Below are 14,881 nucleotides of genomic sequence, written 5' to 3' on the forward strand. Positions count from 1 at the left end.
ATTAGGAGGAATTTTAATGAGCAAAATCATCGGTATCGACTTGGGAACAACAAACTCTGTAGTGGCAGTTTATGAAGGCGGAGAGGCGAAAGTCATTCCGAATCCGGAAGGCAACCGTACGACGCCATCAGTCGTTGCATTTAAAAACGGAGAGCGTCAAGTCGGGGAAGTTGCAAAGCGCCAATCCATTACAAATCCAAACACGATCATGTCTGTGAAAAGACATATGGGATCCGATTATAAAGTGAAAGTCGAAGATAAGGAATATACTCCGCAAGAAGTCTCAGCAATGATCCTTCAATACATGAAAGGATATGCGGAAGAATACTTAGGTGAAAAAGTGACGAAAGCTGTTATCACGGTTCCGGCGTACTTCAATGACGCGCAACGTCAAGCGACGAAGGATGCTGGAACAATTGCAGGACTTGAAGTCGAAAGGATCATTAACGAACCGACTGCAGCTGCACTTGCTTATGGTCTTGATAAGACAGATGAGGACGAAACAATCCTAGTCTATGACCTTGGCGGCGGTACATTCGACGTTTCAATCCTTGAGCTCGGCGATGGTGTGTTCCAAGTTCGTGCAACAGCAGGCGACAACAAATTGGGCGGAGACGACTTCGACGATGTAGTCATTGATTACTTAGTACAAGAATTCCGTAAAGAGAATGCTATCGACCTTTCAAAAGATAAAATGGCAATGCAACGTCTGAAAGATGCTGCTGAAAAAGCGAAGAAAGACCTTTCAGGAGTTACTTCAACTCAAATTTCATTGCCGTTCATCACCGCAGGAGAAGCAGGTCCGCTTCACCTTGAAATTTCATTGACACGTGCAAAATTCGACGAATTGACAGCGCATCTCGTGGAGCGTTCCATGGTGCCGACGCGCCAAGCAATGAAAGACGCAGACCTGTCCCCATCGGAAATTGACCGTGTAATCCTTGTCGGTGGATCCACTCGAATTCCAGCGGTACAGGAAGCGATTAAAAAAGAGACTGGCAAAGAGCCGTTCAAAGGCGTAAACCCGGATGAAGTAGTCGCGATGGGTGCCGCTGTTCAAGGTTCGATCCTGCGCGGAGACGTGAAAGATGTCGTCTTGCTTGACGTGACGCCACTTTCCCTTGGTATCGAAACAATGGGAAGCGTCTTTACGAAATTGATCGAAAGAAACACAACAATCCCGACGAGCAAATCACAAGTGTTCTCGACGGCTGCAGACAACCAGCCTGCCGTTGATATCCACGTATTGCAAGGTGAGCGTCCGATGGCTGCAGACAATAAAACGCTCGGCCGTTTCCAATTGACGGATATTCCACCGGCTCCACGCGGAATTCCACAAATCGAAGTGACATTCGATATCGATAAAAACGGTATTGTAACTGTAAAAGCGAAAGATCTTGGAACGCAAAAAGAGCAGAACATCACAATCCAATCAAGCTCCGGCCTTTCCGATGATGAAATCGATCGCATGGTGAAGGATGCTGAAGCGAATGCGGAAGAGGATAAGCGCCGCAAAGAGGAAGCAGACCTGAAAAATGACTCCGACCAACTCGTCTTCATGGCTGAAAAAACATTGAAAGACCTTGAAGGCAAAGTATCTGAAGACGAAGTGAAAAAAGTCGAAGATGCAAAAGAAGAATTGAAATCTGCTGTAGAAGCAGGCAACTTGGACGATATGCGTACGAAGAAGCAAGCGTTGGAAGAACTTGTCCAACAATTATCAGTCAAATTGTATGAGCAGGCAGCTGCTGATGCACAAGCACAAGGCGGCGCTGAAGCTGGCGGCCAACCGCAAGATGATAGTGTTGTCGATGCAGACTTTGAAGAAGTTGACGATGACAAGAAAAACTAATTGAACGAACGATTGACGGAAAAGTCAAAGTCCGATATTCCGGCTTTGACTTTTTCTTTTGGCAAAGGTTACTCACGTGTTACAATTAGTCGAGCATTTATGGGAGTGTGGAATAATGAGTAAACGAGATTTTTACGAAGTGCTTGGCGTATCGAAAACGGCCAGCAAAGAGGAAATAAGGAAAGCCTACAGGAAATTATCGAAACAATATCATCCCGATTTGAACAAGGAAGCGGGAGCAGAAGAGAAATTCAAAGAAGTGACGGAAGCGTTTGAGACATTGAGCGATGAGAGTAAACGTGCGCAGTATGACCAATTCGGCCATGCTGATCCAAACCAAGGTTTTGGAGGATTCGGAGGCTTTGGAGGTGGATCTGCAGACGGTTTCGGCTTCGAAGATATTTTCAGCACCTTCTTCGGTGGCGGTACAAGACGTCGCGACCCGAATGCACCAAGGAAAGGCGATGACCTTCAGTATTCCATGACAATCGATTTCATGGAAGCTGTCTTCGGAAAAGAAACTGAAATTGAGTTGCCGAGAGAAGAAACTTGTGACACATGCGACGGAACCGGGGCCAAAAAAGGCACGCCGGTCAATACATGTTCTCACTGTGGCGGATCCGGACAAATTTCAGTCACTCAAAATACGCCGCTTGGACAGATGGTGAACCGCAGAACATGTCCTCATTGTCAAGGAACAGGGAAAATCATTCCTGAAAAATGCGGCACTTGCCATGGCTCCGGACGTGTAACGAAACGCAAGAAAATCAAAGTGACGATCCCTGCGGGCGTCGATGACGGGCAACAGCTGCGCGTTTCTGGCCAAGGGGAAGCAGGCGTCAATGGCGGTCCGGCAGGAGACTTATACATCGTCTTCAGAGTGAAGGACCATGAACGCTTTGTCCGTGAAGGCGACGACATCTACTTGGAAGTTCCGATTACATTCCCGCAATTGGCGCTAGGTGACGAAATCGAAGTGCCTACTGTGACAGGCAACGTCAAATTGAAAATCCCAGCCGGGACACAAACGGGAACGAATTTCCGACTACGAGGCAAAGGCGTTAAAAATGTCCACGGACATGGAACGGGTGATCAACACGTCATCATCAAAGCGATTACGCCTAAAAAAATGACGGAAAAACAGAAAGAACTACTCCGTGAATTCGCTTCGATTGAAGGCAACTCGCCGGATGAGTATTCGAGCTCACTTTTTGATAAAATCAAAAGAACAATAAAAGGCGACTGAAAGGGATGAACGTAGTTGAAATGGTCTGAAATCTCCATCCATACGTCACATGAGGCGACCGAAGCCGTTGCCAACATTTTACATGAGGCGGGGGCAAGCGGGGTCATCATCGAAGATTCTGCGGAGCCCGACCGAATTCATGAAGATCGTTTCGGCGAAATATATGAACTGAAAAAAGAGGATTTCCCTGTAGAGGGAGTTATCGTGAAAGCCTACTTGCCAGTCAATAGCTTTTTGATTGAAACGGTTAAGGAGATTAGTGAATCCGTCAATGAATTGGCTGAGTTCGGCCTGGACGTTGGACTCAATCAAGTTCAGACGAACGAAGTGGATGAAGAGGATTGGGCGACAGCTTGGAAGAAATATTACCACCCTGTCAAAATTTCGGGCAGATTCACGATCGTTCCTACATGGGAAACTTATGAGCCGGTGGACTCTGACGAATTGATCATTGAACTTGACCCAGGGATGGCATTCGGAACAGGCACCCACCCGACGACAGTCATGTGTCTGCAGGCATTGGAGAAGTATGTGAAGAAAGGCGACTCGGTCATTGACGTCGGGACCGGTTCAGGCGTGTTGTCGATCGGGGCAGCGCTTCTCGGAGCATCACGAGTCCATGCACTTGATCTGGATGAGGTCGCTGTGACGGCCGCAAAAGAGAATATCAGCTTGAATAAAGTGGATGAGGTTGTTGAAGTGACGCATGGCAACTTGCTAGATTCAGTAAAAGAGCCTGCATCCATCATTGTTGCCAATATCCTTGCCGAAGTGATCATGACGTTTTCCGAAGATGCATACGCCATCCTTCCTGAAGATGGTCTGTTCATCGTCTCGGGAATCATTGCCCAAAAACGTGACCTTGTGAAGGAAGATCTCCAAAGCAAAGGCTTTGAAATTATCGAATCTGTCTTAATGGAAGAGTGGGTTGCACTTATCGCTTCCAAAAGGAGCGTGTAAGTTTTGCAGCGTTATTTCCTTGAAACACCATTCGATGAGGTAGGAAACGCCTTCATTTCAGGTGATGACGGTAAACATATCGCCAAAGTGATGAGGATGGAGGCTGGTGATCGCATTATCGCTGTGAACAATGGTGAAGCTTTCATTTGTGAAATAGCAAATATCCTTACCGATGGGGTAGCTGTCACAAAGATGGATGGACCATTGCGATCGAATGAGATGCCGATTAGTGTGACAATTGCGTGCGGTTTGCCAAAAGGCGATAAGCTCGATCTGATCGTCCAAAAAGGGACCGAGTTAGGAATGTCTAAGATCATTCCTTTCGAAGCGGAACGGTCTATCGTCAAATGGGATGCGAAAAAAGGCGATAAAAAAGTGGAAAGGCTTAATAAGATTGCGAAGGAGGCCGCGGAGCAATGTCACCGGACGATTATCCCGGCTGTATCGGCACCAATGTCTTTCAAGCAATTGCTGCAGGAGTCCCGAAACCATGATGTCTGCTTTTTTGCAGATGAAGAGGATGCGAAAGGCACCGATCCGAACAGGATTGCAGACCGATTGAAAAACGTGTATCATAAACAAACGGTACTGGTCGTTTTCGGTCCTGAAGGCGGATTGTCAAGAAAGGAAGCCGAGGAAATGCGCGCTGCGGGTTTTAAATCGGTTTCATTAGGTCCGCGCATATTGAGGACGGAAACTGCACCGCTTTATTGTTTGTCCGCTATGTCATACGAATTTGAATGAAAGAGGTGAGCAGCTAGTGTCATCAGTTGCTTTTCATACATTAGGCTGCAAAGTGAATCATTATGAAACGGAAGCAATCTGGCAGCTTTTCAAGGATGCCGGATATGAACGTTCCGATTTCGAAAAAAATGCAGACGTTTACGTTATTAATACATGTACGGTCACGAATACCGGAGATAAGAAAAGCCGCCAAGTCATCCGGAGAGCCATCCGGCGGAATCCGGATGCGGTCATTTGTGTCACGGGCTGTTATGCACAGACTTCCCCTGCGGAAATCATGGCGATTCCGGGAGTCGATATTGTCGTCGGTACACAGGACCGTACGAAATTGCTCGGACTGATTGATGAATTCAAGGTGGAACGCCAACCGATCAATGCTGTCCGGAACATTATGAAGAATCGGGTATACGAAGAACTTGATGTACCTGCTTTCACAGATCGTACGAGGGCTTCACTGAAAATACAGGAAGGATGCAATAACTTCTGTACGTTCTGTATCATCCCATGGGCCCGCGGTCTAATGCGTTCAAGGGACCCTGAAGAAGTCATCCGGCAAGCTCAGCAACTGGTCGATGCAGGTTATCTAGAAATCGTCCTGACGGGAATCCACACCGGCGGATATGGCGAGGACTTGAAAGATTATAACCTAGCCCGCTTGCTGCGTGACCTTGAAACACAGGTGAAAGGTTTGAAAAGGCTTCGGATCAGTTCGATTGAAGCGAGCCAATTGACTGATGAAGTCATTGAAGTGTTGCGTGAGTCAACGAAGATTGTAAGGCATTTGCATATTCCAATCCAATCGGGATCCGATACGGTGCTGAAACGGATGAGAAGGAAATATACGATGGAATTCTTCGCGGAACGGCTTGATCGTCTGCGTGAAGCATTGCCGCATCTCGCCATCACATCCGATGTAATCGTCGGTTTCCCTGGAGAGACGGAAGAGGAATTCATGGACACATATAATTTCATCAGAGATCATCGTTTTTCCGAATTGCATGTCTTCCCTTATTCAAAACGTACGGGAACGCCAGCAGCACGGATGGAAGATCAGATAGATGAAGATGTGAAAAACGAACGCGTCCACCGTCTGATCGAGCTGAACGATCAATTGGCGAAGCAATATGCTGCCGAATTTGAAGACGAAGTGCTTGAAGTGATACCGGAAGAGAAATACAAACTCGATCCGGAAAGCGGTTTATATGAAGGGTATACGGACAACTATTTGAAAATCGTCTTCCAGGCGGATGAGTCGATGGTCGGCAAAATCGTCAAAGTGAAAATTACGAAGGCCGGCTATCCATATAACGAAGGTCAATTCGTCCGTGTTGTAGAATCGGAAGAAGCCCTCGCGTAAGAAAATGAAGAAAACAGTTCATCCGTTGTTGGGTGGACTGTTTTTTGATGCGAAGGGAATCATTATTTGCTATGATGAAAGAGGTACGTACAACTGGAGGAGGAATTATTTTGAATCAACAATATGCAGCATACATCGACCATACATTACTGAAAGCGGATGCGACAAAAGAGGAGATCATCCAGCTTTGTGAAGAGGCGAAAACCTATTCGTTCGCATCGGTATGCGTCAACCCGACATGGGTCAAGACAGCGGCAGAGCTTTTGAACGGATCTTCCTCGAAAGTGTGCACAGTTATCGGTTTCCCTTTAGGTGCTTCTACAAGCGCAGTCAAAGCATTTGAAACGAATGACGCAATTGAAAACGGTGCGGGTGAAATCGATATGGTCATCAATATCGGAGCATTGCGGAGCGGCGACGATGAACTAGTCAAAAATGACATTGCGGCAGTTGTCGATTCGGCAAAAGGCAAAGCAATCGTAAAAGTGATCATTGAAACTTCATTGCTTACCGACCAAGAGAAAAGGAAAGCATGTGAACTTTCACGCGCTGCTGGCGCCGATTTTGTCAAGACATCTACAGGATTCTCTACTGGCGGGGCAACAGTTGAAGATGTGAAGCTAATGCGTGGAGTTGTAGGTCCTGAAATGGGCGTGAAAGCATCCGGAGGGGTTCGCAGCTTCGAGGATATGGAAAAAATGATTGAGGCAGGCGCGACAAGGATCGGCGCAAGTTCTGGTGTCCAAATCATGCAAGGGCTACAAGGCGATTCTGCATATTGATAGGCATCAGCCGTTGAGAAATTAAATTTTCCTATTTCGCAAAGATATTTTGAAAGTTTTTTATTGACCACTCGCGTATAGTACGTTATAATTTTTTAGTACAAGGAGTAACACCTTGTTTCGAAGTGTGCTCGGAGGGAGGGACAAGAGATATGACGAAAACTGTCGTTCGCAAAAATGAATCGCTTGAAGATGCTCTTCGCCGCTTCAAACGTACTGTATCAAAAAGTGGTACAATACAAGAGGTAAGAAAGCGTGAGTTCTACGAGAAACCAAGTGTCAGACGTAAAAAGAAATCTGAGGCTGCTCGTAAGCGTAAATTCTAATATCAGTCCATTTTAACTATCAAAAATAAGCATGTTATGAATGAAACCGGGAAATCCTTTTGGATTTTCCGGTTTTTGTACGATTGCCTACAAAAGGTGAAATTGTATCCTTCGAAGAATGAAACTTTTTAACAAGGCAATACGTAAAGAAGGTATAATGGTTATAAAGAAAGAGGTGAATGAACGAATGCGTAAAATGATTGGGAAGTTTCTCCTGTTCATTTTATTTCTGTCTGCGATTTCAATCCCTTTTGCAAATACAGAAGCAGCCGGCGAAAAAGTATACCATGTGAAGTTGAATAATGAAGTGGAAAAAGGGCTCCAAGCGTACTTGAAACGTTCTTTCAAGGAAGCGGAAGAAGCCGGAGCCAAAGCAATCATTCTTGAAATCAATACAGATGGGGGCTTTATCAACGCAGCGGGAGAAATCGGGAAACTGATGGATGAGACAAAGCCTGAAATTTTCGCTTATATTAATCACAAGGCACTCTCCGCCGGTGCTTACATTGCGCTTCATGCCGACAAGATCTACATGTCTCCGAACGGCAAGATTGGTGCAGCCCAAGCGGTAGATGAAGCGGGAAATGCCGTGGACGTTAAAGCACATAGTTTTTGGGTGGCCGAAATGATAAGTGCTGCCGAAACGCATGAGCGTAAGCCGGAGTATGCGGAAGCAATGGCAGAACCGTCTATTCATATGCCGAAATACCGTGCGGGAAAAGGCGAGTTATTGACCTTGACTGCTCGCGAAGCGGCAGAGCCGGAAGTTGGCTATAGTGATGGAACCGTTAAGTCCATCCAGGAAATCTTGCAATTGAATAGTTTGGAAAACGCGGAAATCGTTAAAACGAATGTGACGTTAACCGAAGGCGTAGCGCGGTTTGTCACACATCCGATTGTCGTTCCAATCCTGTTGTCCATTGCGGGTCTTGGCCTTGTTGTGGAGCTTTACTCCCCGGGCTTCGGCGTTCCGGGAACGATGGCGCTCTCGGCATTGCTGCTGTTCTTTTTCGGACATCTCATTGCTGGTCTAGCCGGATATGAAACATTGATTCTGTTCATTATCGGTTTAGGGCTCATAGTACTTGAATTTTTCATAGCGGGTGGGATAGCTGGCGTCCTTGGGGCGGTCGCTGTCGTTGTAAGTATCATTATGGCGGGTGGCAATCCGATGTTCATGGCGTATTCCGTCCTGATCGCGATTGCAGTGGCCGTCAGCGGGATGGTGATCATTATGAAGTTTTTCGGTAGGAAATTGCACTTGCTGAACAAAGTCGTCTTGATGGATTCGACGGACACGGAAAGCGGTTATGTGTCGAATGTCAATCGGGTCGAGCTTCTTGGCAAGAAGGCGATTACAATTACGCCTCTCCGTCCTTCGGGAACAATCGATATGGAAGGCGAGCGAATCGATGTCGTTTCACAAGGAAGCTATATCGATAGAGGAAAACATGTTATCATTGTAAAGGTCGAAGGATCCCGGATTGTTGTTCGGGAATTCGAAGAGAAGGGGGAAAATAAATAATGGATCTAATTGCTGGAGCTGGAGCTGGAGGTTTGGTTGTGACAGGTGGAATCGTTATCCTAGCGATTATCATATTGTCGGTATTTTTCACACTTGTGCCTGTAACACTATGGATTTCTGCACTGGCAGCGGGTGTGCGTGTAAGTATTTTCACGTTGATCGGTATGCGTCTTCGCCGGGTCATTCCGAGCAGAGTCGTCAATCCATTGATTAAGGCGCATAAAGCAGGATTGAGTGTTTCGATCAACCAGCTTGAAAGCCACTACTTGGCAGGCGGTAACGTTGACCGCGTTGTCAATGCATTGATTGCCGCACATCGTGCGAATATCGAATTATCATTCGAACGTGCCGCGGCGATTGACCTAGCAGGCCGTGACGTTCTTGAAGCTGTTCAAATGTCCGTAAACCCGAAAGTCATTGAAACGCCATTTATCGCTGGTGTGGCGATGAACGGTATCGAAGTGAAGGCGAAAGCTCGGATTACTGTACGTGCAAACATCGACCGCCTTGTCGGTGGTGCAGGTGAAGAAACAGTTGTTGCACGTGTCGGGGAAGGTATCGTATCCACAATTGGTTCTTCTGTTGACCATGCAAAAGTATTGGAAAATCCAGATTTGATTTCCCAGACGGTCTTGGCAAAAGGTCTTGACTCAGGGACAGCTTTCGAAATTTTGTCCATCGACATCGCGGACGTTGATATCGGTAAAAATATCGGTGCGGAACTTCAAACTGAACAAGCGATGGCTGATAAGAATATTGCACAGGCGAAAGCGGAAGAACGCCGTGCGATGGCTGTAGCGAATGAACAGGAAATGAAGGCTAAAGTCCAAGAGATGCGTGCGAAAGTGGTCGGAGCAGAGGCGGAAGTTCCTCTTGCGATGGCGGAAGCGCTTCGAACTGGAAACATTGGCATTATGGATTATATGAACTACAAAAATATCCAGGCTGACACGGGAATGCGTGATTCCATCAGTAAAATCGGTGTGGATCAGCAAAAACCGGACACAACGAAAGAGTGACGTTTGAGCGTATAATTCCCGGAAAGGGGATGCACAGATGGAGACTTTGATAATAGCAATCGCCATGGGACTTATCAGTATGTTCTTTAGAGGGAAAAAGTCTGATGAGCCCCAGAAGAAGACACAACCTAAACAGTCCCCTGGACAATCGCAATGGCCATCCTCACAACCGGAAACACATGACCCATTGCGGAAGTTGAAGGAAATGTCACGGGAGATGTATAAAGAAGTTCAACGGGAGTTTCAGATGGAGATTGATGAACCGCCAAGCAGACAGAGTGAGCCGGCAGTTATGCCAAAAAAGGTTGCTATCCAAGAGAAACCTAAGGAAGTTCCAATGTCTTTTCAACGAAAAGAGCGGGAGAAGAAGTCTTCGACAAACCACAGTGGCAGGCTTTCCACACATCAAGGCAATCCAGTGTGGGAAAAACCTATTGAACAACACCCTATGATTCCTCAAAACGAACAGGACCTGATCAAAGGCATCATTTTCTCTGAAATTTTGGGTCCGCCCAAATCAAAACAATAATCATTGACCCCCTATCCAAATCATAGGCTTGGATAGGGGGTTTTATCTTGAAAAAATTATTTAAAATGAACTCAGCTGTAACGATTGAAGAATTTGTTTCGGTCAGGATCACAGGCCCTTATTCCTTATTGAAACTGGGACCTGATTATGCAGTGATCCGGAGTGGGGACCATGTCATTGAAGCTGCTGGGGATGATCTAATCGTTGAAACATTATCGGAAGAGGTGGCGATATTCTCATTTGAAACATTAAAACATGTGAATATCAAAGAATTGAAAAATGGACAGGGTGCCTATGATTCATAAACGATATATCGTCGTCCTCACCGGCAAAACGGATCCGGCCAGATTCCTTTCATTCCTTGCAAGTTCCGGCGTGAAGGTTTCGGGAGTAATGGAATCCGGAAAAGGAATCCGGTTTCGCACCGATAAAAAAGGTATTCAAGTTATAAGGAAACATAGGCGCCGCTATAAATTGAAGGTGGCTATTAAACCTGCGGATGAAGGGACAGTGGAGAAAAGGGTATTCAGCTCTTTCCGTTTTCTTATTGCATGTATCATTCCGCTCATTGCATCTTTATTTCTTTGGAAAATCGAAATTGAGACCGATGTTCCTGAAGTTGCGGAACGGATTGGCAACAAATTGGAGGAAACGTCGATCACCATGTTCCGCCCACTTCACTTAATTCCTGACGAGGGAGAAATCCGAAGGGCGCTTATGGTGGAGGACCCCTCCCTCTCATGGGTTCGATTTAAAAAATCCGGAAGCACATTGACGGTCATTCCGATGCTCTCTCCGAAATTGAATGACAGTGTTGAAAAAATAGGTCCGCCATCCGATCTCGTCGCCCGTACAGGCGGAGTCATTACCGGTTTCCGACTGAGCAGAGGGGAGAGGGTTGCCCGGGTACACCAGACCGTGAAAAAGGGGGATTTATTGGCGACGGGCATATTGGAACAAGGGGATAAAACAGCGGTCGTAGGAGCTGAAGGCTCAGTTTATGCTGATTTCTGGATGGAGTATTCGTTCAAAATCCCTAAAACCGTTGATTACCAACTGCTCGGGGAGGAGAATGTCATCATTCATTGGAGATCCCCGATTGCATGGAAGAAAAGCGGGAGACCAACGCTGCAGTCGTTCATGAGGACGGAAAGATTCCGCGAAGACCGGATCGATCAATTCGAGTTGACGGAAGGCATGGAGGAAGAAGTCATCATCCCATTGTTGAAATACAAAATTTTAACGGAAACCCAATCCGATCTCATTATAAAAGATGAAAACATTTTACACTTGACGTTTGGAAATGATACAGTTGAGGGGACTATATTATTTTTAATGAATGAGAATATAGCGATAAAAAGACCGTTATCCCAAGGAGACTGAAACTATTGAGCGAACAACTGATTCAACTTCATATCGAGGAGCCGAATGAGGCTGTAATGCTTTTAGGCATTTCCGATCAAAATATGAAATTGATTGAAGAGTCCATGAATATTTCCATCCTTACCCGTGGTGAAACAATTTCACTGGCTGGAGAGGAACAGGATATCATTGCAGGGAAATTTCTCCTTGAACAATTATTGAAAGTGATCCGTAAAGGCATCAATATCAATTTACGGGATATTTCCACAGCGATTGAAATGGTGAAAAACGGTACGATTGAATATTTCGCGGAGCTTTATGATGAGGAAATTGCAAGGACTGCAAAAGGGAAGGCGATCCGTGCCAAGACAATCGGCCAGCGGGAATATATCCATGCCATCCGGAAAAATGATCTCGTCTTTTGCATCGGTCCTGCCGGTACAGGGAAGACGTACCTCGCAGTCGTCCTTGCGGTGCAAGCGATGAAGACAGGGTCCGTCAAAAGGATCATTTTAACAAGGCCTGCCGTCGAAGCGGGTGAAAGCCTCGGTTTCCTGCCCGGCGACTTGAAAGAGAAGGTGGATCCTTATTTACGTCCTCTCTATGACGCCCTGCACGACGTTTTAGGGGCGGAGCATACAGAGCGGCTCATAGAGCGCGGAGTGATTGAAATCGCTCCCCTGGCGTATATGAGGGGCCGTACGCTTGATGATGCATTCGTCATCCTTGATGAAGCTCAGAATACGACGAAAGCACAAATGAAAATGTTTTTGACACGACTCGGATTCGGCTCCAAAATGGTGATTACAGGCGATAAGACACAAATCGATTTGCCGCGGGGCGTAGAGTCAGGGTTGAACGCCTCCGAAGCGATATTGAGAAAGGTTCCTGAAATCCATTTTCAATATTTGGAGCAGGGTGACGTGGTCCGACATCCGATTGTCGCAAAAATCATTGAAGCATATGAAAGTGAGCAGTCATCCTAAAATGACTGCTCTTTCATCATTTCAAAACGGGTGAACAGAGAGATAGGGGGGATTGTTTGTGTTCGCACCCATCATTAAAGTATTCAAATCCTTGAAATTCAAGTACTTATTATTGTTCGTAATTGCAGTGGCAGCTATTGCATTATTTTCCCTCATGTATGGAAATGTTAAGCAGGAGACGTATGAGCTCCATGAATTCAAAATATCTCCGAAGACAATCCGCTCGTTGAAAACTGTCGAGGACACCGTGAAAACGGAGCAGGAAAAACGGAGAATCGAAGCCGAAGTGACCCCGTTTTACCAGTTTAATGAGGATATCGCGAAAAATAGGGCAGCCATTGCCATTAACTTATTCAATTTCATCATCGAAGAAAAACAGGGAAATGTTCCAGACACAGAAGATCCGGATAAAAAAGTGAAAACACGATCAGAACAGATCAAGGAAATCAGGGAGAAGTTTCTGAAGCTGGAAGAAGAGGAGCCTGGCCTTCGACTGACCGATGAAGCGATTTCAAGTTTGTTGACAAGGGATGTATCAGTTCTTCGCAAGATGCAGACTGAGTTTTCCGGTATTATCGTCGAAGAATTATCGAAGCCTGTACGCAGCGGTGATCTTTCCACAGTCCGCTACGAGGTGGAAAGGAAGCTCCGAATATCCGAAGCGATTCCCCCTGCGGAATTGCAGACGCTCATCACTCTCGGCAGATCACTGGTCGTTGAAACGGAAACAATCAATAAAGGACTGACCGACAAAAGGATTGAAGAAGAAAAAAATGCTGTTGAACCTACAAGGATCCTTCAAGGACAAGTCATAGTGCGTGAAGGTCAATTCATCGATTCCGAGATCTACAGACAGTTGGAATTGACAGGTCTTTTAACGAATCAGTCTTCCACCAAGCCGATGGCGGGTCTCATCCTGTTTGTAGTTTTTGTGTCAGCCATCGTCTATATGCATTTTGTGACATGGCAGGAAGACAATAATAAGAAAAAGAAGTCACTGCTGATCATCTATTCAATCTTTTTCATTCTCGTAATCACAATGAAGCTCCTCAGTTTGATTGATAAAGAGTTTGATGTGCAGGTGGCATTCCTGTTTCCGACGGCACTGGCGCCGCTTCTCGTAAAACTATTGACTAATGAACGGCTTGCCTTCATGATGACGATCATTACAGCATCGACGGCTGGAATTATGCTTCAGGAAGGGTTTGCCGCCATCATGCAGATGGAAATCGCCCTTTATATTCTGTTCAGTGGAATCATCAGTATTTATGTATTAGGGAATAACGGGAGAAGATCGAATATTTTGAGGACGAGCCTCGTTGTGGCAGCATCTAATATTCTTTTTATAGGTTTCTATTTGCTGATGACCCAGTCTTCGTACGAGCTTTCCGAATTGGTGTTTTACTTGATAGCCGCTGTTGCTTCGGGGATCGTATCGGGAGCCTTGACGATCGGGCTGATGCCTTTTTTCGAATCCGCCTTTGGGCTGCTTTCGGATATGAGGCTGATCGAATTATCAAATCCGAATCACCCGTTATTGAAAAAAGTGCTTACAGAAACTCCAGGTACATATCATCATAGTGTCATGGTTGCAAATTTGGCTGATGCAGCATGTGAATCCGTAGGGGCGGATGGATTGCTAGCAAGGGTAGGCAGCTATTATCATGATATCGGGAAGACGATACGGCCAGGATTTTTCATCGAAAATCAACACGGCACAGTGAATCCGCATGATGAATTGCCACCGGAAAAAAGCCGTGATATCATTATTGCCCATGCAAATGACGGAGCCGACCTGCTTGCCAAGCATAAAATGCCGATTGAAATCATCGATATTGCAAGACAGCATCATGGAACAAGCTTTTTAAAGTTTTTCTTTGTAAAGGCGAAGGAAATGGGACAGGATGTAGTTGAAGACGATTTCCGCTATCCCGGGCCAAAACCGCAGACGAAGGAAATTGCAATCATTTCGATTGCGGACAGTGTTGAAGCCGCAGTACGTTCATTGAAGGAACCAACTCCGGATAGAATTGCTAAATTGGTAAAATCGATCATCACTTCAAAATTGAATGATGGACAATTCGATGAATGCGATTTGTCGATGAAGGAACTGAAAACGATCGAAAATGTCATTTGCGAAACGTTAAACGGCATTTTCCATAGCCGGATCGAATATCCGGACTGATCAGAAGG

General features: G+C 45.9%; 14 protein-coding genes. All 14 read left to right on the forward strand.

Going from position 1 to position 14,881, the window contains the following annotated elements; all coding sequences use genetic code 11:
- The first annotated feature begins 16 nt into the window (after positions 1-16).
- The 14 genes from dnaK to ACFPTP_RS12545 all read left to right on the forward strand — a co-directional run bounded on the left by dnaK (position 17) and on the right by ACFPTP_RS12545 (position 14,873).
- Complete coding sequence (dnaK, locus tag ACFPTP_RS12480) at positions 17-1,852, forward strand: molecular chaperone DnaK (RefSeq protein ID WP_381445364.1); 1,836 nt, start codon at positions 17-19, stop codon at positions 1,850-1,852.
- Positions 1,853-1,967: 115 nt separating this feature from the next.
- The gene (dnaJ, locus tag ACFPTP_RS12485) at positions 1,968-3,098 is read left to right on the forward strand and encodes a molecular chaperone DnaJ (RefSeq protein WP_381445366.1); all 1,131 of its coding nucleotides are present in this window, start codon (positions 1,968-1,970) and stop codon (positions 3,096-3,098) included.
- Between the two features lie 15 nt (positions 3,099-3,113).
- On the forward strand, positions 3,114-4,058 hold the full coding sequence (gene prmA, locus ACFPTP_RS12490) for a 50S ribosomal protein L11 methyltransferase (protein WP_381445369.1): 945 nt from the start codon (positions 3,114-3,116) through the stop codon (positions 4,056-4,058).
- Positions 4,059-4,061: 3 nt separating this feature from the next.
- Positions 4,062-4,802: a 16S rRNA (uracil(1498)-N(3))-methyltransferase gene (locus ACFPTP_RS12495; protein ID WP_381445371.1), complete on the forward strand. Its 741-nt coding sequence runs from the start codon at positions 4,062-4,064 to the stop codon at positions 4,800-4,802.
- A 16-nt stretch (positions 4,803-4,818) separates the two neighbouring features.
- Positions 4,819-6,159 carry a tRNA (N(6)-L-threonylcarbamoyladenosine(37)-C(2))-methylthiotransferase MtaB gene (gene mtaB, locus ACFPTP_RS12500; RefSeq protein ID WP_381445373.1) on the forward strand — a complete coding sequence of 447 codons (1,341 nt, stop codon included), beginning with the start codon at positions 4,819-4,821 and terminating at the stop codon, positions 6,157-6,159.
- Positions 6,160-6,233: 74 nt separating this feature from the next.
- A complete protein-coding gene (gene deoC / locus ACFPTP_RS12505) occupies positions 6,234-6,941 on the forward strand; it encodes a deoxyribose-phosphate aldolase (RefSeq protein WP_381445468.1) in 708 nt (235 codons plus the stop codon).
- A 152-nt stretch (positions 6,942-7,093) separates the two neighbouring features.
- On the forward strand, positions 7,094-7,267 hold the full coding sequence (gene rpsU / locus ACFPTP_RS12510) for a 30S ribosomal protein S21 (protein WP_252502907.1): 174 nt from the start codon (positions 7,094-7,096) through the stop codon (positions 7,265-7,267).
- 187 nt (positions 7,268-7,454) lie between these two features.
- Positions 7,455-8,792, forward strand: coding sequence for an NfeD family protein (locus ACFPTP_RS12515; protein WP_381445376.1), 1,338 nt, complete (start codon positions 7,455-7,457; stop codon positions 8,790-8,792).
- Positions 8,792-9,811 carry a flotillin-like protein FloA gene (gene floA, locus ACFPTP_RS12520; RefSeq protein ID WP_381445378.1) on the forward strand — a complete coding sequence of 340 codons (1,020 nt, stop codon included), beginning with the start codon at positions 8,792-8,794 and terminating at the stop codon, positions 9,809-9,811. Before ACFPTP_RS12515 ends, floA begins: the two co-directional genes overlap by 1 nt.
- 37 nt (positions 9,812-9,848) lie before the next feature.
- On the forward strand, positions 9,849-10,340 hold the full coding sequence (locus ACFPTP_RS12525) for a hypothetical protein (RefSeq protein WP_381445380.1): 492 nt from the start codon (positions 9,849-9,851) through the stop codon (positions 10,338-10,340).
- A gap of 47 nt (positions 10,341-10,387) precedes the next feature.
- Positions 10,388-10,645: a hypothetical protein gene (locus ACFPTP_RS12530; RefSeq protein WP_381445382.1), complete on the forward strand. Its 258-nt coding sequence runs from the start codon at positions 10,388-10,390 to the stop codon at positions 10,643-10,645.
- Positions 10,635-11,723: a sporulation protein YqfD gene (locus tag ACFPTP_RS12535; protein ID WP_381445384.1), complete on the forward strand. Its 1,089-nt coding sequence runs from the start codon at positions 10,635-10,637 to the stop codon at positions 11,721-11,723. The genes ACFPTP_RS12530 and ACFPTP_RS12535 overlap by 11 nt, the downstream gene beginning before the upstream one ends.
- A 5-nt stretch (positions 11,724-11,728) precedes the next feature.
- A complete protein-coding gene (locus tag ACFPTP_RS12540) occupies positions 11,729-12,688 on the forward strand; it encodes a PhoH family protein (protein WP_381445386.1) in 960 nt (319 codons plus the stop codon).
- 58 nt (positions 12,689-12,746) lie between these two features.
- Positions 12,747-14,873, forward strand: coding sequence for an HD family phosphohydrolase (locus ACFPTP_RS12545; protein ID WP_381445388.1), 2,127 nt, complete (start codon positions 12,747-12,749; stop codon positions 14,871-14,873).
- Positions 14,874-14,881: the final 8 nt, after the last annotated feature.

Source organism: Sporosarcina koreensis, assembly GCF_042655825.1.
GTDB classification, from domain to species: domain Bacteria; phylum Bacillota; class Bacilli; order Bacillales_A; family Planococcaceae; genus Sporosarcina; species Sporosarcina koreensis.